This is a genomic window from Gemmatirosa kalamazoonensis, assembly GCF_000522985.1.
Lineage (GTDB): Bacteria > Gemmatimonadota > Gemmatimonadetes > Gemmatimonadales > Gemmatimonadaceae > Gemmatirosa > Gemmatirosa kalamazoonensis.
Window position 1 is genome coordinate 2259109 of sequence record NZ_CP007128.1, and the last position, 17275, is coordinate 2276383.

A 17275-nucleotide genomic window follows, 5' to 3' on the forward strand; every position below is an offset into this window, starting at 1 on the left:
AGAAGGGGAGTGTCCGTGTCAGGTCGTCGGCGTCGTCGGCGTCGCGCGGCGGTGGCTGGCGATGCCCGCGCCGGTGACACACACCGCGAGCCACGCCGCGCCCGCGAGGAACCCGCCGAGCACGTCGCTCGGGTAGTGCACGCCGAGGTACACGCGCGTCGCGCACACCATCGCCACGAGCAGCAGCGCCCCCGTGTACGCCGCGACGATCACCGCGGGCCGCGGCCGCAGCTGGTGCAGGACGTAGGCGAGCATCCCGAAGCCGATCGTCGCCGCCATCGCGTGGCCGCTCGGAAAGCTGTACGAGCTGAGATGCAGGTACCCCGCGCCGTACGTCGGCCGAGTGCGGTGCACGGCGCTCTTCACCACCGCGTTCAGGATCTCGCCGCCGATCGCCGCGGCGATCCACGTGTGCGCGAGCAGGCGGTGCTTCCGCCAGAGCAGCAGCATCGCGCACAGGCCGAGCACGATCATCCCCTCCGGCGAGGCCACGTTCGTGAGCAGGAGCGCGGCGCGCGTGAGGCCCGGCGTCATCGCCTCGTGGATCCGCGCGCTCGTCGCCTGGTCCCATCGCACGAGTCCCTGGTTCTCCAGGATCTCGCCGAGCAGCGCGCCGAACGCCCACAGCGCGAGCACGAGCGCGAGCAGCCCGAGCGTGAGGTGCAGCCCGAGGTACGACGTGCGATCGAGCCGCGCCGCCACGAAGCGACGCAGCGGGCCGCGCTGCGCGTTAGGCATCGGCGCCTGGGTCATCGCGTCGCGACACCGAGCGCGAGCCCGCGCGCCGACGGCACGACCGCGACGCGGCCGACCAGCCGCTCGAGCCGCGACCGGGGATGCGCTCGCGCATACGCCGACACCACGTCGCCGGCGAGCGTGCCGACGCCGGCGCCGACCGCGACGTCGCTCGCCCAGTGCTTGTCGTCGAACATGCGCGCGGCGCCCACGAGCGCCGCGCCGCCGAACAGCGCCGCGCCCGTCGCCGCCGCGGCGCGCGGATGCGATCGCCGCCACTGGCTCGCGCGCACGTCCGCGCTCACCGCCGACGCGAACGCGAACGCCGCCGTCGTGTGCCCCGACGGGAACGACGCGCGCCCCTCGCTCCTGCCGCGGCCGAGCGCGAAGTCGTCGTGGTCGCCCGGCTCCAGCAGCGGCCGCTGGCGCCCCGCGGCGATCTTCAGCAGCGCCGTGGCCGAGCCACCGAGCACGATCGCCTCCGTGGCGTGCAGCCCCGCCCGCGCGAGCGACGGGCGACGCGCCACCCACCCCGTGCCTAACATCACGACGCCGGCCGCGATGACGCCCGGGTCGCCGACCAGGTTGAAGCCGGCCGCCGCGTCGCGCGCGGCGAGGCTCCGCTGCACGCCCGGCGCGCGGAACGCGCGCTCGAGCCGACGGTCGAGCGGGTACAGCGCCGCGCCCGCCGCCACGAAGCCGGCGAACGTGCCGAGCGCGCGGCGCGACACGAGGGGCCCCGCGCTGCTGTCCGGCTGCTGCGCGACGGCGACGCTTGCGTGAAGGGCGAGCAGCGCGGGTGCGAGAACGGTCCAGCGGACCGGGCGTACGGAGCGCGACGTTGGCGATGACATGCGGTACGGAAGGCGGCCACGACCGAAGATGATCACCGGAAGCTGTCGACGGCATGACAGGCGGGTCCGTCTCGCGTGGACCCCGGTGCCGGAACGCACTCTGCACGTCCGGCGCCCATGACCACCGCCGCTCTCGACAGGCCCGCCGCCGTCGCCCCCGCCCGCGCGCGCCACCCCGTCGTCGTGTTCGCCGGGCTGATGCTCGTCATGCTCCTCTCGGCCCTCGACTCGACCATCGTCGCGACCGCGCTCCCGACCATCGTGTCGGAGCTCGGTGGCCTCGAGCGGCTCGCGTGGGTCGTGACGGCGTACCTGCTCGCCCAGACCGTCGTCACGCCGCTGTACGGCAAGCTCGGGGACCTGTACGGCCGCAAGCGCGTGCTGCAGGCCGCGATCGTCGTCTTTCTCGCTGGCTCGGTGCTGTGCGGCGCGAGCCGCAGCATGCTCCAGCTCATCCTGTTCCGCGCGATCCAGGGCATCGGCGGCGGAGGACTCGTCGTCGGCACGCAGGCGGCCATCGGCGACATCGTGCCGCCGCGCGAGCGTGGACGCTACCAGGGGATCTTCGGCGCCGTGTTCGGCGTGTCCAGCATCGCGGGGCCGCTGCTCGGCGGATTCTTCACGACGCACCTGTCGTGGCGCTGGATCTTCTACGTGAACCTCCCGCTCGGCGCCATCGCGGTCGTCGTGCTCGCGGCCACGCTCCCCTCGTCGACGAGCCGGGCGCGGCACGTCGTGGACTACCTCGGCGCCGGGCTGCTCGCCGCGGCGCTCGCCGGCGTCGTGCTGCTCACGGACCTCGGCGGCACGACGTACCCGTGGGGCTCCGCGCCGATCCTCGCGTTAGGCGCGGCGTCCGTGCTGTCCCTCGCCGCGTTCGTCCTCGTCGAGCGGCGGGCCGCGGAGCCGGTGCTGCCGCCGCGGCTGTTCCGCAACCGCGTGTTCGTCGTGAGCGGCGCCGTGGGGCTCATCGTCGGCTTCGCGATGTTCGGCTCCATCACGTACCTGCCGCTGTTCCTCCAGGTCGTGCGCGGCGCGAGCCCCACCGCGTCGGGGCTCGAGCTGCTGCCGATGATGGGCGGCATGCTGGTGACGTCGATCACCGCCGGACAGCTCATCAGCCGCAGCGGACGCTACAAGATCTTTCCCGTCGCCGGCACCGCCGTGATGACGCTCGGCCTCGCGCTGCTCTCGCGGCTGCGCGCCGACACGGGCGTCGGCACGGCGTCGCTGTACATGCTCGTGCTGGGCATGGGCATGGGGATGACGATGCAGGTGCTCGTGCTCGCGGTGCAGAACGCGGTGGAGTACGAGGACCTCGGCGTCGCCACGTCGGGCGCCACACTCTTCCGGTCGATCGGTGGCTCGGTCGGCACGGCGGTCCTCGGCGCGATCTTCGCCGGAAGGCTCGCTGCGACGCTCGCCCGCACCATGCCGCCGGGCGGGATGGGTGGCGGCGCACACGTGAGCCCGGAGTCGCTGCGCGCGCTTCCCGCGGCGCTCCGCGAGACGTACGTCACGGCGTTCACCGGCGCGTTGGGCACCGTGTTCGTCGTCGCGGCGGCGATCGGCGCGCTCGCGTTCGTGCTGAGCTGGGCGCTCGAGGAGAAGCCGCTGCGCGAGACCGTCGCCGCGAAGAGCACGGAGGTCGGCGAGGCGATCGCCATGCCGGCGGAGGACGACTCGCTCACCCAGGTCGCGCAGGGCCTCGCCGCGCTGTCGCGTCGCGACGTGCAGAAGCGGCTCCTCGAGCGCACCGCGGAGCGTGCCGGTGTCGACCTGCCGGCCGCCGAGTGCTGGCTGCTCGCGCGGCTCGACGAGAACCCCGCGCTCGACGTCGCCGCGTTAGGCAGGGCGCGCGGCATCCAGCCCGCGCGCCTCGCGACCGCGCTGCGCGTGCTGCTCAACCGCGGCCTCGTGACACGCGCGCCGCAGGGCGACGCCCACCCGCTCACTCCGTCCGGCGACGCGGTCCTCGAGCGCCTCGTCACCGCGCGTCTCGACTGGCTGCGCGACGCGCTCTCGGGCTGGGCGCCCGAGCGGCACGCGGAGCTGGCCGACCTGATGCGACGCCTGGCCGGCGAAGAGATGCGCATCTCGCCGGCGTGAGGGCCCATCCTGGACTCCACGTACGTGTCTCTGGAGGACTGAAGGAGGACTGAAGGAGGACTGAAGGAGGACTGAAGAGGGAACCCTTCAAGTGTCCTTCTTCAGTCCCCCTTCAGTCCTTCTTCAGTCCTACGAACTCTCGTACGTGGAGCCGTGCATCGGCGCGAAAGACGTCAGAGCGTCTTCAGGTACGCCACGAGGTCCTGCTTCTGCGCCGCGCTGAGGTGCAGCCCACGAACCGTGTCGTAGTGCTCGACCACGTCGGCGAGCGTCTTCGCGCTGCCGTCGTGGAAGTATGGCGCGTGCTGCCACAGCCCGCGGAGCGGTGTGGTGCGGTAGCGCTTCGTCGGCGTGCGCAGCGCGTACCGCGCGTCGACGCCGGTCTCGCTCGGCGCGTGCAGCACGCCGCTGTTGTTGTCGGTGAGCGTGGCGCCGACGTGGCAGCTCGCGCAGCTCGCGTTGAACACGACCTGCCCGCGCGCGGCGGCCGCGGCGTCGAACGAGCCCGCCGGTGCCGGCGGCACCTGGAGGCTGAACTGATAGGCGCGCAGCGCCGGCAGCTTCGACGTCACGAGATCCGGCGTCTGCACGATGTTGATGCCGAGCCGCGGATCGCTGAACGTGCCGTGCGCATGCATCTGCGTCACGGCGACGTATGCGTTCCAGTACGAGACGGGACCCTCGGCCGTGTACGTCTCGTTGCGCACCTGCGCGAGGCCGTACGCCGGCGGGATGACGAGCGGCGTGTTCTGCCCGTCGATGTTGAAGCGCGGGTCGTACATGCCCGGGCCCCACGAGTTGAACACCGCCTTCGCGCTCGCCGGCAGCACCGGCGACAGCGCCACGATCGCGCCCACGTTCAGATCGTGGTTCGGCCACCCGTCCTTGCGATGCCCGATCCCCTTCGCGAACGCGTCGTCGACCGTGGAGTGGCAGAGCGCGCAGGTGATGCCGAGGCGCGTGAGCGTGTCCCGCCCGCCGACCGACTGGACCGTCCCCTTCACGCCGACCACCGCGTCGAGCTTGAGCAGCGCGAGCGTCGTCGCCGGGCTCTTGAGGTCCACCTTGCCGGCCTGGATCGCCTGCACGAGGTCGGCCGGCAGGGCGTCCATGTCCACCTTGAGCCCCACGGCGAGCGCGGTCGTCGGGTCGACCGCCTGCTGCACCACGCGCTCGAGATGCAGCGTGTCGGTCCAGAACTGCTCGTCGCCGAACGTGTCCATGCGGAAGATCTGCTGTCCCTTCGCGATGTCCTCCGGTGTGGGTTCCGTTCCCGGCCCGCCCGTCGAGTCGCATCCGAGCGCGAGCGTGGCGAGAGCGAGGGTGATGATCGTACGGGTGCTGCCTGGCGTGCGCATCGCGGCCTCCCGGCGGAATAAGTCCAATAGTAGTTTGACTTATCGGCCGCTTTATTCCCGCGCGCGGGAACTCTCGACGCCCGCGCGGCACTCTGGTCCCGTCGGTACATCCGCCAGCGCGCGGTGTATCGTATCCCGATCGCCGTCCGACCTTCTTCGACGCGACCCGCCCCATGCGTACCTCGCTCCGCTCGCGCTCCCGCTCCGGCGCTCTCGCCGCCGTCGCCTCGGCCCTCGCGGCCATCGCCATCGTCTTCGCTACGCGCAGCACTCACGCGGCATCGCCCGATGCCGGCAGCAGTGCGCCACCATCGACCGAGCGTCGAACGGCGGTGTTCGCCGGCGGCTGCTTCTGGGGGATCGAGGCGGTCTTCGAGCACGTCCGCGGCGTGACCGACGCCGTGAGCGGCTACGCCGGCGGCAAGGTGAAGAACCCCGGCTACGAGGACGTGAGCTCCGGCGAGACCGGGCACGCCGAGTCGGTTCGCGTGACGTACGACCCGGCGCAGGTGAGCTACCACGAACTGCTGAAGGTGTTCTTCACCGTCGCGCACGATCCGACCCAGCTCAACCGCCAGGGCCCGGACGTCGGCACGCAGTACCGGTCGGCGATCTTCTACGGCGACGAGTCGCAGCGCCGCGAGGCGGCCGCGTTCATCGACTCGCTCACGAAGGTGCACGCCTACCGCGCCCCGATCGTCACCCAGGTCGTGCCGCTCGGCCCGTTCTACGCCGCGGAGGACTACCACCAGGACTTCGCCGAGCACCACCCGAGCTACCCGTACATCGTGATCCACGACCGCCCGAAGGTGGAGGCGCTGAAGCGCCAGCTGCCGGGTCTGTGGCAGGAGCGGCTCGCGGCCGCCCGCGTCGCCTCCCGCCAGTGAGCCGGCGCGCCGGATCGTAGTTCCCAGGGGGGGCTCCCCCCCCTTCGCCCAAGGTTGCACGCAGCCGATCGACCCGCCGCATCATCCCGACGCATCCCCCGTTCGTCCCAACGCGCCCCGCCGTGCTCTTGACGGCGGGGCGCGTTCTGCCACTGTATTGACATGTCAATGCACTGACAGGAGGCGTCATGTCGACCGCACCGCACGCGGACCTCGGGCCGCGCGAGCGACAGATCATGGAGATCGTGTACCGACGCGGGCAGGCCACCGCGGAGGAGGTCCGGGCCGAGCTCCCGGACGCGGTCAGCAACTCCGCCGTCCGCGGCATGCTCCGGCTCCTCGAGGAGAAGGGCCTGCTCCGCCACGAGCAGTGCGGCGTGCGCTACGTCTACCTGCCGACGCGCGACACCGAGCAGGTCCGCCGGTCCGCGCTCCGCAACGTCGTCGGCACGTTCTTCAACGACTCGGCCAGCGCCGCCGTCGCCGCGATGCTCGGCGTGTACGAGGATCGCCTCACCGACGACGAGCTCGAACGACTCTCCGCCATCATCGACGACGCGCGGCGGCGCGGAGGTGCGGCATGAGCACGCTCGCCATCGAGATCGTCGCCAAGGCAACGCTGCTCCTCGCGCTCGCCGGGTTGATCGCCGCTTCGCTGCGCTCCGCCACGGCGGCCACGCGCCACGCGCTGTGGGCCGTCGCGCTCGGCGCGCTGCTCGTGCTCCCGGCGACGATCGCGTTGGGCCCGCGCTGGCGCGTGCCCGTGCTCGCCGTGCGCGACACGTCGAGCGCCCACGGCACCGCGCGGCCGCCGCTCCCGCGCGCCGTCGTCGCGCCCCTGCCCGCGGCGCTCGTCGGTGACGACGCCGGACCACCCGCGCGCCTGAAGACGCGCGGCGCCGACTCGCCGAGTGCGCCGCAGCCGATCGATCTCGCGACGCTCGCCGCCGCGATCTGGGCTGCTGGTGCGGTCGCGCTCCTCCTTCGTCTCGTCGCCGGCCACGTCGCGTTGGGCCGTCTCGCGCGCCGCGCCGAGCGCATCGACGACGCGTGGGGAGAGCTGCTCGACGACGAGTGCGCGCGCGCCGGCGTGCGCGCGCCGGTGCGGCTGCTGCTGCACGAGGGCGCGGCGTCGCCCGCCACGTGGGGCGTGCGTGCGCCGGTGATCGTGCTTCCGGCCAGCGCCGCCGACTGGGCCGAGCCGCGTCGCCGTACAGCGCTGCGTCACGAGCTCGCGCACGTCGCGCGGCGCGACGCGCTCGTGCAGCTCGTCTCGAGCGCCGCATGCGCGCTGTACTGGTTCCATCCCGGCGCGTGGCTCGCCGCGCGCCGGCTCGTCGCGGAACGCGAGCGCGCGTGCGACGACCGCGTGCTCGCGTTGGGCAGCGCGCCGGCGGAGTACGCGTCGCAGCTGCTCGACATGGCGCGACTCGCGCGCGACTCCGGTCTCCCCGCGCTCGTCACCGTGTCGATGGCGCGGCGCTCGGAGCTCGAGGGGCGGCTGCTCGACGTGCTCGACCCGCGACGCGCGCGCGGCCGACCGTCGCGCGCCGCTGGCGCCGCCGGCGTGCTGCTCGCGTGCGCGCTCGTCGTCGGGCTCTCGGCGTTCCGCGCGGTGCCGCGCGCCGCGAGCCCGTCGACCGTCGTGCCGCGCACGCCCGTCGAGCCGCTGCGGGCCGCGCTCGTGCCCGACGTGGGCGCGCTCGCACCCGTCGTCCATACGCGCCAGCGCGACGACTCCACGTTCGAGCGTGCGCTACCCGCGTCGCGCGGCGGCACGCTCACGCTCGACCTGCGCACCGGCGGCGCGGTCGACATCACCGGCACCGACGACGACCGCGTGACGGTGCGCGGCACGCTCGCCGGCCGCGCGTGGCGCAGCACGCGCGTTTCGCTCGAGCCGTTGTTGGGCGGCGGCGTGCGGCTGCGCGCGGTGTACGACGGCACGGAGCGGATCCAGAGCTCGTCGCACCGCTTCGTCATCCGCGTGCCGCGGCGCTACGACGTGCAGCTGTCGTCGGCGGGCGGCTCCGTCACCGTGCGGGACCTCGAGGGCACGCTCACCGGATCGACGGGCGGCGGCGAGATCGAGATCCAGCGCGTGACCGGCCATGCGCAGCTCTCCACCGGCGGCGGCGACGTGCACGTGTCCGACGCGCGGTTGACCGGTCGCGTCGCCACCGGCGGCGGTGAGGTGCTCATCGAGCGCGTCGTCGGCGGCCTCACCGGACACTCCGGGACCGGCGACGTGACCTACGCGGGCCGCGGCACGAGCGTGTCCATCGAGCCGTCGTACGAAGACGTCGTGCGGTCGCGCTCCACGACGACGTACCTGGACGCGCGCCGCAAGCTCGCCGACGTCGACACGGTGCGCGGCGTGGAGGGCGGCGCGATCCGCCGTCGCAGCTCGGGCGGCGCGATCGCGATCGAGGAGGCGCCGCGCGGCGCCGTGCTGTACACCGGCGGCGGCTCGATCACGGTCGGGCGCTCGGCGGGGCTCGTGAGCGCCACGACGGGCGGCGGCGAGATCTCGTTAGGCCCGGTGGACGGCTCGGCCGAGGGGCACACGGGAGCCGGCGACGTCACGATCGTGGTCGTCGGCGACGGCGCGGCGCGGCACGACGTGTACGTCACCACCGGCTACGGTGCCGCCGACGTGTGGCTTCCCGCGGACATCTCCGCGCGCCTCGACCTCGAGACGGCTTACACGAACAACCTCGGACACGCCACGCACATCTACAGCGACTGGCCGATCGACCTGCGCGAGACCGCGGACTGGGACGCGCGCGAGGGGACGCCGCGCCGCTACGTCCGCGGCAGCGCGACGCTCGGCGACGGTCGCAGCGAGGTGCGCGTGCGCATCGTGAACGGCGACGTGCGCCTGCACCGCGGCTCGCCGCCCGGCCGCTGATCCGCGTGTTCCAACGAGACGAGGGTGGGCGGCCGATGCGTCGGCCGCCCACCCTCGCTCACGTGACGCGTCGATCGATCAGAGCAGCCCGGCGCGCCAGGCGAAGCTGTTGAACAGGTGGAGATACGCCTGGTCGAACGCCTTGCCCGAGTAGGGCCACCAGTTGCGGCTCGTCGGCGACGCCAGTCCGGCGATGATCGCGTCGGTGCGGCTGCGGTACGTCGCGCTGTTTCCGCTGATCCTCGCGTACCACGCGAAGGCCGGGAGAATCAGCGCGTTGAGTCCCGGCTGCGGGCTCGCCTTGGCCTGCGTGGTGCCTCCCTCGTCCGTGCCGCGCAGGCTGTGGTACTGGAAGCCCTGCGCCGGAGCGTCCCACTCGCGCGCCCACAGGTCGTCGATGCACTTCTTCACCGCCGGGGGGATGCGCGTGTCCGCCTTGATCTCGGTGTGGTAGCGGATCAGCGACTCGAGCAGCATGCCGACCATGTAGTTCGACTGGCCGCCCGAATCCGGGCTCCACGTGCCGTAGCTGTAGTAGCGGCCGCCGAACTGCCCGTTTGTCCGCTGCGTGGACAGTAGCGCGGTCACCCACGTGCCCAGTGTCGACTGCGTCAGGTACGAGGCGTAGTAGGTGTTAGGCGCGCCCATCGATTTGTAGTAGTTCGCAGCGTCGGCAGGTTGATTGATGATGCCGATCATCCACGCGTCCACCGCCGCCGTGAATGCCTTCGCCCGGAAGCGGTCGTCGCCGTACGTGCCACCCATGTAGGCTGCGTAGCCCGGGCGGACCATCCAGGCGAGCATCTCCGCCATCTTGCGCAGCTGGTAGCGGCTCATCTCGTCACCGGTCGCCCAGTAGTGTACGGCGACGCCCTCGGTCTGACTCCACCACGCTGTCGGCGCGCCATTCGGAATGACGTAGGTCTTCAAGTAATCCGCCGCGACTGCGGTCGCGTGGTACCAGTCGGTGGGATTGCCCGTGCGCTGCCACGCCTGATACAGGATGTAGGCCCGGTCGTACCCCGCCGTGCGGCTGCAGTCGAACTTGGGCCCGCACGACGTCCAGTCGGCCGCCTCGAGCCGCGTGTAATCACCCTCGAACTGCGTCATCACCGCCGTCGGCGCGGTCGTCTTCGCCGCGTACGTCACACCCGTCCATCGGGTGCTCACGAGGTAGGTCGGATCGTTCGGCAGCGCCGCGGCCGCGGGCACCGGCAGCGCCGGACGCGCCGCGAGGTCGGGCAGCGTGCGCGAGCCGCCGCCGATGACGAGCGACGCCGCGATCGGCGCCGTGCTCGGGATGTCGTAGTCGAACTGCACGAACACGGCGCGCAGCGAGCTGTCCGACCACTTGCCGGAGAGCGCGCGCACGTACACCGGCTGCTCCACGCTGCCCACCTTGACGTGGACCTGGCTCAGGTTCGCCGTCGTGAGATAGCCCTTCGCGAGCGGGATGCCGTTCGACACCATCACGACGCCCGCGCCGCCGTCGAAGCGCTGCACGGAGAGCGGGATCGTCCGCGTCGTGATCGTCGTCGTCGCGGCCTTCACCGTGATCGTCTTGCTCGTCCCGACGGTACCGGAGATCGTCGCCGTGACGTTCGCCGTGCCGGCGGCGAGCGCCTTCAGCGCGCCCGTCACCGAGTCGACGGACAGGATCGTGGGGCTCGTGCTCTTGAACGTCGTCGCCGGCGTCGGCGTGACGACGTTGCCGAGGGTGTCGCGCAGCGTCGCCGCGAGCTGCGCGGTCGCGCCGGCCGTCATGCTCCATGCGACCGTGTCCAGCGCACCCGAGGCGTACGTCACGCTCACCGACGCCGTGGTGGCCGACGAGTTGATGTCGTTCATGCGCGCGTTAGGCGCGCTGAACCGGCTGGTCTCCGGCGCGGTGGACGGCAGGGAATCGCACGCGGCAGCCAGGGCGGCGCACGCGAGCAGGGCGCCGGCGCGGGGCAGGCGGGGGGAGGGGTTGAACATCTTTCGCTGGGGATTGCTGGGAGGGGCGGCCGATCGCAGGGGGAGACGCCGAGGGCGTCGAGCTGGACGGGCGCGGGGGACGCGGCCGTGTGGTCCAGCGTGCGAGCGGTGCTGCGGGTGCCGGAGAGGCCGGCGAGGCGGGACAGCGTCGACTGAGTCACGACGACTGCACGCGAGATACGCGTGCGAGGCCCCGCAAGTCACCCACCCCCTGTGACGCGCGTTACAGCTGAGTCGAAAATGCGACCAATACGGCCGAGGCCGTTAGGCACCTGACGCGAGAGGCCCCCGCGGAGTGCTCCGCGGAGGCCTCGCCGTGCGTGACGAACGCGTTACTTCGCGGCGACCTTCGCCCAGGAATCGCGCAGTGTGACGGTTCTGTTGAACACGAGCCGCTCCGGCGTCGCGTCGACCGGATCGCTCACAAAGTAGCCCGTGCGCTCGAACTGGTAGCGTGTGCCGATCGGATCGCGCGCGACGCTCGGCTCCACCTTCGCGTGCGGCACCACGACGAGCGACTCGGGGTTCAGGAAGCGGAGGAAGTCGGCCGGCGTGTCGTCGTCCGACTCCATGACCGAGCCGTCACCGTGATCGGGGTTAGGCACCGTGAACAGCTTGTCATACAGCCGCACCTCGCAGTCCACCGCGTGCGCCGCCGACACCCAGTGGATGGTGCCCTGCACGCGTCGTCCGTCGGGCGCGTCGCCGCCGCGCGTCGCCGGATCGTACGTGCAGCGCAGCTCCACGATCTCGCCGGCGGCGTCCTTCACGACCTCCTGGCACGTGATGAGGTAGCCGTAGCGCAGCCGCACCTCGCGTCCCGGCGCGAGGCGGAAGAACTTCTTCGGCGGATCCTCCATGAAGTCGTCGCGCTCGATCCACAGCTCGCCCGAGAACGGCACCGTGCGTGAGCCCTCGAGCGGCACGTCGTGCGGGTAGTACGGCGCCTCCAGCTCGTCGACCTGCCCCGCCGGCCAGTTCGTCAGCACGACCTTCAACGGCTTCAGCACGCACATCACGCGCGGCACGCGCATGTTCAGGTCGTCGCGCACGTAGTGCTCGAACGTCGCCAGCTCGGTGCGCGCCGGCTTGCGTGCGACGCCCACCGCTTCGGCGAAGTTCCGCAGCGCCTCGGGCGTGACACCGCGGCGACGGATCCCCGAGATCGTCGGCATGCGCGGGTCGTCCCAGCCGCTCACGAGTCCCTCGTTCACGAGGCGGAGCAGCTTGCGCTTGCTGAGCAGCGTGTAGTCCAGCTCCAGCCGCGCGAACTCGATCTGCGTCGGCGGATGGTCGGTGAACCCACACTCCCGCACGAGCCAGTCGTAGATGTCGCGGTTGTCCTTGAACTCCAGCGTGCAGAGCGACCGCGTGATGCCCTCGATCGCGTCGGAGAGGCCGTGCGCGAAGTCGTACAGCGGGAACACGCACCACGCGTCGCCGCGCCGGTAGTGGTGCGCGTGGCGGATCCGCAGCAGCAGCGGATCGCGCATGATCATGTTCGGGTGCGCCATGTCGATCCTGGCGCGCAGCACGTGTGCCCCGTCGGGGAACTCGCCCGCCTTCATGCGGCGCAGCAGGTCGAGGTTCTCGTCCGGCGTGCGGTCGCGATACGGGCTGTTCGTGCCCGGCGTCGTCACGGTGCCACGGTTGGCGCGGATCTCCTCGTCGGTCTGCGAGTCGACGTACGCCTTCCCCTTCGTCACGAGCAGCTCGGCGAACTCGTACAGCTGCTCGAAGTAGTCGCTCGCGTAGTACACCGCGTCGGGCTCGTAGCCGAGCCACGCGATGTCGCGCCTCATCGCCTCGACGTACTTGATGTCCTCCGTGAACGGATTGGTGTCGTCGAAACGCAGGTTGCACCGCCCGCCGAACTCGCGCGCGAGCCCGAAGTTCAGCACGATCGACTTCACGTGCCCGATGTGCGGGAATCCGTTAGGCTCGGGCGGGAACCGGGTCGTCACGGGCCGGCCGAACCGGTTGGTCGCGACGTCTTCCTCGACGAGGTCGCGGATGAAGTTGGAGCGGGGGGTGGTATCGTTCGACACGGTCTTCTTGGGGCTGGCGTGGTCCCTCAAACCTAGCGGCGTTAGCTTCGCGCCATGAACCTCTCCAAGCTCCGCGAGTGGTGGTGGAACCGCGCGGGCCTCGACGGCTCGCTGCGCGAGCGGTCACCGGCGGAGGTCCTCGAGCGCGCGGGCTGGGCGCGTTCCGTCGGCGGCGTCGGTCCGTACCTCACGCTCTTCGCCCGCGCCGGCACCTCGCGCGCCGATGCCGAGGCGGCCGTCGCGGCGCAGCGGATCCACGAGCTGCCCGCGGCGCGCGGCTGCACGTACGTCGTACCCGCGCGCGACTTCGCGCTCGCGCTCCGCGTCGGCGCCGGCTTCGGCGACGCGGAGATGAAGACCGCCGCGAAGCTCGGCGTCACCGACGACGAGATCGACCGGTTGTGCGCGGCGGTCGTGCAGTCGCTCGCCAAGAGCGGCCCGCTCGACCCCGACGGCATCCGCGCCGCCACCGGCGACGCCTCCCGCAGCCTCGGCGAGGAGGGGAAGAAGAAGGGGCTCACCACCACGCTCCCCATCGCGCTCGGCCGGCTGCAGGCGCGCGGCGACATTCGCCGCGTGCCGGTGAACGGTCGGCTCGACCAGCAGCGCTACGCGTACGTCGCCTGGTCGCCGAACCCGCTCGCCGACGGCGACTCGGTCGAGGATCCGTTCGTGACGCTCGGCCGGCGCTTCTTCGCCTGGCACGGGCCGGCCACCGTGGCCGAGTTCCAGTGGTTCTCCGGGCTCGGCGTGAAGGCGACGAAGGCGGCCGTCGAGCCGCTCGGCCTGGTGCCGGCGGAGGAGGGGAGCGACCGCCTGCTGCTCCCGGAGGACGCCGACGCGTGGCGCCGGTTCGAGCCGGGCGGCGACAAGCGCTACGCCCTCGTCAGCTCGCTCGACCCGATCAGCGCGAACCGCCGCGACGTGCAGATGCTGCTCGACCCGTCCGACGTCGAGCGGTTCACCGCGTTCGTCGGCACCGATCGCGCGAACAGCGGGCTGATGGATCTGCCGAGCCACGCCATCCTCGAGCGCGGCCGTCTCGTCGGGCTCTGGGAGTACTCGCCCGACGAGGGCGCGATCGTGTGGGGCGCGTTCGACCGCCGCCGCGATCGGGCCCTCGACGCCGCGATCGAGGAGACGACCGCGTTCGTCCGCGACCAGCTCGGCGACGCGCGGTCGTTCAGCCTCGACAGCCCGAAGAGCCGCAGCCCGCGCATCGAGGCGCTGCGCGGGCTGGGCGGCTGATCAGGCGCGGCGCCGGCGCAGGGTGCCGATCGCGACCAGTCCGGCGGCCAGGAGCGTCCACGTCGCGGGCTCGGGGGTCGTCGTTGCCGGCGAGGCGAAGCTCTGCGTCCAGTCCGTGCCGGAGAGCGACGTCACCGAGAAGGCGACCGGGGCGCCCCCGAAGTTCACGCTCTGGATGCCGCCCCAGAAACCCGTGTTGAGGAAGTTCGCCGTCGCGTCGCCCGGGCCCACGAAGTCGAACGCCGCCTGCGCCGAGATCGTGAACTCGGCGTCGATCTGGGTCGGAACTCCGATCTGCACGGTCGCGAGGCCGAGGTACAGGCCGAGCGGGTCACCCGTGTACAGCACGGTGCCGCTGGCGTTGTTGAGTTGACCACCTCTCGACACCTGGAACGCGCCGCCGCCCATCACGGCCTGGAGCTGCCAGCTCGCGGCGCCGATGCCCGGTGGGAAGTTGATCTGCAGCAGCCCGTCCATGCCGACGAAGTAGGGCACCGTCACGATCGTCCCCGTCGGCAGGACGGGCGAGGTGAACGTCACCTGGTCGCGGAAGATTCCGCGCGCCACCGAGTTCGTGGACGCGAACGCGGAGGCGAACAGCTTCACTAGTCCAGGGCTGACGTCGGCGCTGGCATCGCCGGATGGCACCACCGGGCCGATCGGTCCCCCGGTCGCGCCGCCCCCGGCCAGGACGTGCCCGAACCCGTTCACGACCTGCTGGAACGGTCCCGAGCCGCCGGAGAAGTTCGGGGTGATGGCGACCTGCGCCGTGTTGAGGTTGGGCTGGCCGGTGAGGCGGGTGGGGCGTAACGCGAGCGCGCAGATCAGTGTCAGGAGGGCGACGGCAGCGCGACGGTATCTCGCGACCTCCTGCGGTCGCCCTGCGGCAGCAACGAATCGGCGCGAGGACGGCATTGGGTTTCTCCTCATGACGGCGTGTTTTGACGCTACAGCGCATCGCTGGGATCGCGGTCACGATGCGGCGCAGCGGTGAGGAAATCCCTAAGCCGCTCCAAATCCTTCATAAATCGGTGGCACCCGCTTCACAGTGCCGTGAAGCGGATGCCGGCGTACCGCGCGCAAAGGTCACGGCGACTCGATCAGCCGCGGCGCCGGCGCAGCGTACCCATTCCGACCAGCCCGGCAGCGAGGAGCGTCCACGTCGCCGGCTCGGGGACCGTGGCTCCGGGCCCGCCGCCCCGCACGACCGTGCCGTTCACGCCGTACGAGATGTCGTGGAAGATCGGGTCGAGGCTGCCGCCGACGTTGTTGTCGTCCGCTCCGATCAGCCAGAGCGCCGCCCCGTCGCCCACCGCATTGATCGCGTTCACGCCGGTCGTCGCGTACGGGCCGGCACTGAGGCCGCTCGTCGCGTTCGCGTAGTCGCCGTAGATCGACAGCCAGTACGTGCCCGGGCCGAGCGTGAACGGGGACACCGGGATCGTGTACGTGGAGCCGTTCAGCGAGAAGGCGCCCGAGCCGCTGTGGACCACCGTGCCGACGCTCGAGTTCAGCGCCATCCCCGTCCGGATCTCCCACGACAGCGTCGGCGGGAAGGGGAGCAGGTTGGTGTTGAGGTTCGCGAACACCGAGCTCACCTGCCACGTCTGTCCGACGACGTCGAAGTTGTCGAACACGAGCTGGTTCGGCGCGTTCGAGAGGAAGAGGTGGATCCCGCTCGAGAAGCTGTTGTTGGTGCTGGGATCGCCGCCGTAGTAGAGCGGCTGGCCGTGGAGTGGAGCGGCGAGCGCGGCGACGGAGACAGCGACGGGAACGAGGCGGCGCCAGGACGTCATGTCTTCCTCCCTTCTCGGATGAGCCAACGGGGCACGACGGGGGTCGACCGACGTTGGCGTGCGAGGGGCGGGAAGTCCTTAGGCCGTTCCGAAATCCTCGTAAACCTTCCAAACGACGCGCTCCCCGTCACCGCCCGCGATCCGGAATCGGGGAACTTTCTTCCTCGCGTGTGGAAGCATTCGGGCGCTCGCGGGGTATGACCGACGATCGGCATTCCCGCTGCGCCGGACGTTCTCGTGGCGCGCCGCCGTGCCGCACGTCCTTCCTACGCGCCCCCCGCGCGATTACGCCGGATCCTCCTCGGGCTCATGCAGGCATACCGACTTCGCCATCCCGTCATGCACCGTCTCGTCGGCGCGCTCGCGTTCAGCGCGGCCGCCGGCCTGGCCGCGCCCGCCGCGCAGGCGCAGGGCTACGCCGCGCAGCTGTCGTCGGCCGAGCGCGCGAAGATCGCGACGCGGCCGTTCGCGCCGGGCGAGGTGCTCACGTACAACGTCCACTTCGGCTCGCTGAAGGTCGGCACGGGGGCGATGGAGGTGCGCGCGATCGAGAACGTGCGCGGCCGGCCCGCCTACCACACGGTCTTCACGGCGAAGGGCGGCATCCCGCTCATCAAGGTCGACGACCGCTTCGAGAGCTGGTTCTCGACCGACGACCTCTCGTCGCTCCGGTTCTACCAGGACCTCGACGAGGGCTTCAAGGAGGCCGAGCGGCGCTACGACATCTTCCCCGAGCGCGCCGCGTTCGACGACCTCACGGACAACGACGGCGAGCAGAAGTCGGTGTCCAACCCGCTCGACGACGGGTCGTTCCTGTACTTCATCCGCACCGTCCCGCTGACGGTGGGGCAGACGTACACGTTCGAGCGCTACTTCAAGCCCGACCGCAACCCCGTCACGATCCGCGTCCTGCGTCGCGAGAAGGTCACCGTCCCCGCCGGCACGTTCGACGCCGTCGTCGTCCAGCCGACGATCAAGACGACGGGCATCTTCGGCGAGGGCGGCAAGGCGGAGATCTGGCTGTCCGACGACGACCGCCGCGTCGTGCTGCAGATGAAGTCGCAGCTGAAGTTCGGGTCCCTCAATCTGTACCTGACGTCGGCGAAGTCGGGCGCCTGAAGGGGAGGGCAGGAGGGCAGGAGGGCGCGCGCGAAACGCGCGAGGGCAGGAGAGTCCGACGCCCTCCTGCCCTCCTGCCCTCCTGCCCTCCTGCCCTCCTGCCCTCCTGCCCTCCTGCCCTCCTGCCCTCCTGCCCTCCTGCCCTCCTGCCCTCCTGCCCTCCTGCCCTCCTGCCCTCCTGCCCTCCTGCCCTCCTGCCCTCCTGCCCTCCTGCCCTCCTGCCCTCCTGCCCT

Annotated in this window: 13 protein-coding genes; 6 read left to right on the top strand and 7 right to left on the bottom strand. The window is 71.6% G+C overall.

All coding sequences use genetic code 11. The features are described 5' to 3' along the window. Positions 1 to 18: 18 nt before the first annotated feature. Together J421_RS09770 and J421_RS09775 are read right to left on the bottom strand one after the other, a co-directional pair. A complete protein-coding gene (locus J421_RS09770) occupies positions 19 to 753 on the bottom strand; it encodes a phosphatase PAP2 family protein (RefSeq protein ID WP_025411001.1) in 735 nt (244 codons plus the stop codon). After that, positions 750 to 1589, bottom strand: coding sequence for a phosphatase PAP2 family protein (locus J421_RS09775; protein ID WP_148306234.1), 840 nt, complete (start codon positions 1587 to 1589; stop codon positions 750 to 752). Before J421_RS09775 ends, J421_RS09770 begins: the two co-directional genes overlap by 4 nt. Positions 1590 to 1706: 117 nt before the next feature. On the opposite strand from J421_RS09775, the gene J421_RS09785 reads away from it, so the two are divergent. Beyond that, positions 1707 to 3698, top strand: coding sequence for an MFS transporter (locus J421_RS09785; RefSeq protein ID WP_025411003.1), 1992 nt, complete (start codon positions 1707 to 1709; stop codon positions 3696 to 3698). Positions 3699 to 3871: 173 nt separating this feature from the next. On the opposite strand, the gene J421_RS09790 is transcribed toward J421_RS09785, so the two are convergent. Beyond that, positions 3872 to 5056: a c-type cytochrome gene (locus J421_RS09790; RefSeq protein WP_025411004.1), complete on the bottom strand. Its 1185-nt coding sequence runs from the start codon at positions 5054 to 5056 to the stop codon at positions 3872 to 3874. Positions 5057 to 5229: 173 nt separating this feature from the next. Here J421_RS09790 and msrA point away from each other — a divergent pair, with 173 nt between their 5' ends. The 3 genes from msrA to J421_RS09805 all read left to right on the top strand — a co-directional run bounded on the left by msrA (position 5230) and on the right by J421_RS09805 (position 8854). Beyond that, positions 5230 to 5943, top strand: a complete 714-nt coding sequence (gene msrA / locus J421_RS09795) for a peptide-methionine (S)-S-oxide reductase MsrA (protein WP_025411005.1) — start codon at positions 5230 to 5232, stop codon at positions 5941 to 5943. 188 nt (positions 5944 to 6131) lie between these two features. Continuing rightward, positions 6132 to 6527 carry a BlaI/MecI/CopY family transcriptional regulator gene (locus tag J421_RS09800; RefSeq protein WP_025411006.1) on the top strand — a complete coding sequence of 132 codons (396 nt, stop codon included), beginning with the start codon at positions 6132 to 6134 and terminating at the stop codon, positions 6525 to 6527. Beyond that, positions 6524 to 8854 (top strand): M56 family metallopeptidase, encoded by a 2331-nt coding sequence (locus J421_RS09805; RefSeq protein WP_025411007.1) that lies wholly within the window; start codon positions 6524 to 6526, stop codon positions 8852 to 8854. The genes J421_RS09800 and J421_RS09805 overlap by 4 nt, the downstream gene beginning before the upstream one ends. 78 nt (positions 8855 to 8932) lie before the next feature. On the opposite strand, the gene J421_RS09810 is transcribed toward J421_RS09805, so the two are convergent. Continuing rightward, complete coding sequence (locus tag J421_RS09810; RefSeq protein ID WP_148306235.1) at positions 8933 to 10831, bottom strand: Ig-like domain-containing protein; 1899 nt, start codon at positions 10829 to 10831, stop codon at positions 8933 to 8935. A 332-nt stretch (positions 10832 to 11163) separates the two neighbouring features. After that, positions 11164 to 12879 (bottom strand): glutamine--tRNA ligase/YqeY domain fusion protein, encoded by a 1716-nt coding sequence (locus J421_RS09815; RefSeq protein WP_025411009.1) that lies wholly within the window; start codon positions 12877 to 12879, stop codon positions 11164 to 11166. 54 nt (positions 12880 to 12933) lie between these two features. Between J421_RS09815 and J421_RS09820 the strand changes: the two genes are divergently transcribed. Continuing rightward, positions 12934 to 14127, top strand: a complete 1194-nt coding sequence (locus tag J421_RS09820) for a DNA glycosylase AlkZ-like family protein (RefSeq protein WP_025411010.1) — start codon at positions 12934 to 12936, stop codon at positions 14125 to 14127. Here J421_RS09820 and J421_RS09825 read toward each other — a convergent pair whose 3' ends face one another. After that, on the bottom strand, positions 14128 to 15042 hold the full coding sequence (locus tag J421_RS09825; RefSeq protein WP_025411011.1) for a PEP-CTERM sorting domain-containing protein: 915 nt from the start codon (positions 15040 to 15042) through the stop codon (positions 14128 to 14130). A 185-nt stretch (positions 15043 to 15227) separates the two neighbouring features. Continuing rightward, the gene (locus J421_RS09830) at positions 15228 to 15923 is read right to left on the bottom strand and encodes a PEP-CTERM sorting domain-containing protein (protein WP_025411012.1); all 696 of its coding nucleotides are present in this window, start codon (positions 15921 to 15923) and stop codon (positions 15228 to 15230) included. A gap of 339 nt (positions 15924 to 16262) precedes the next feature. On the opposite strand from J421_RS09830, the gene J421_RS09835 reads away from it, so the two are divergent. After that, positions 16263 to 17042 (top strand): DUF3108 domain-containing protein, encoded by a 780-nt coding sequence (locus J421_RS09835; protein ID WP_025411013.1) that lies wholly within the window; start codon positions 16263 to 16265, stop codon positions 17040 to 17042. Positions 17043 to 17275: the final 233 nt, after the last annotated feature.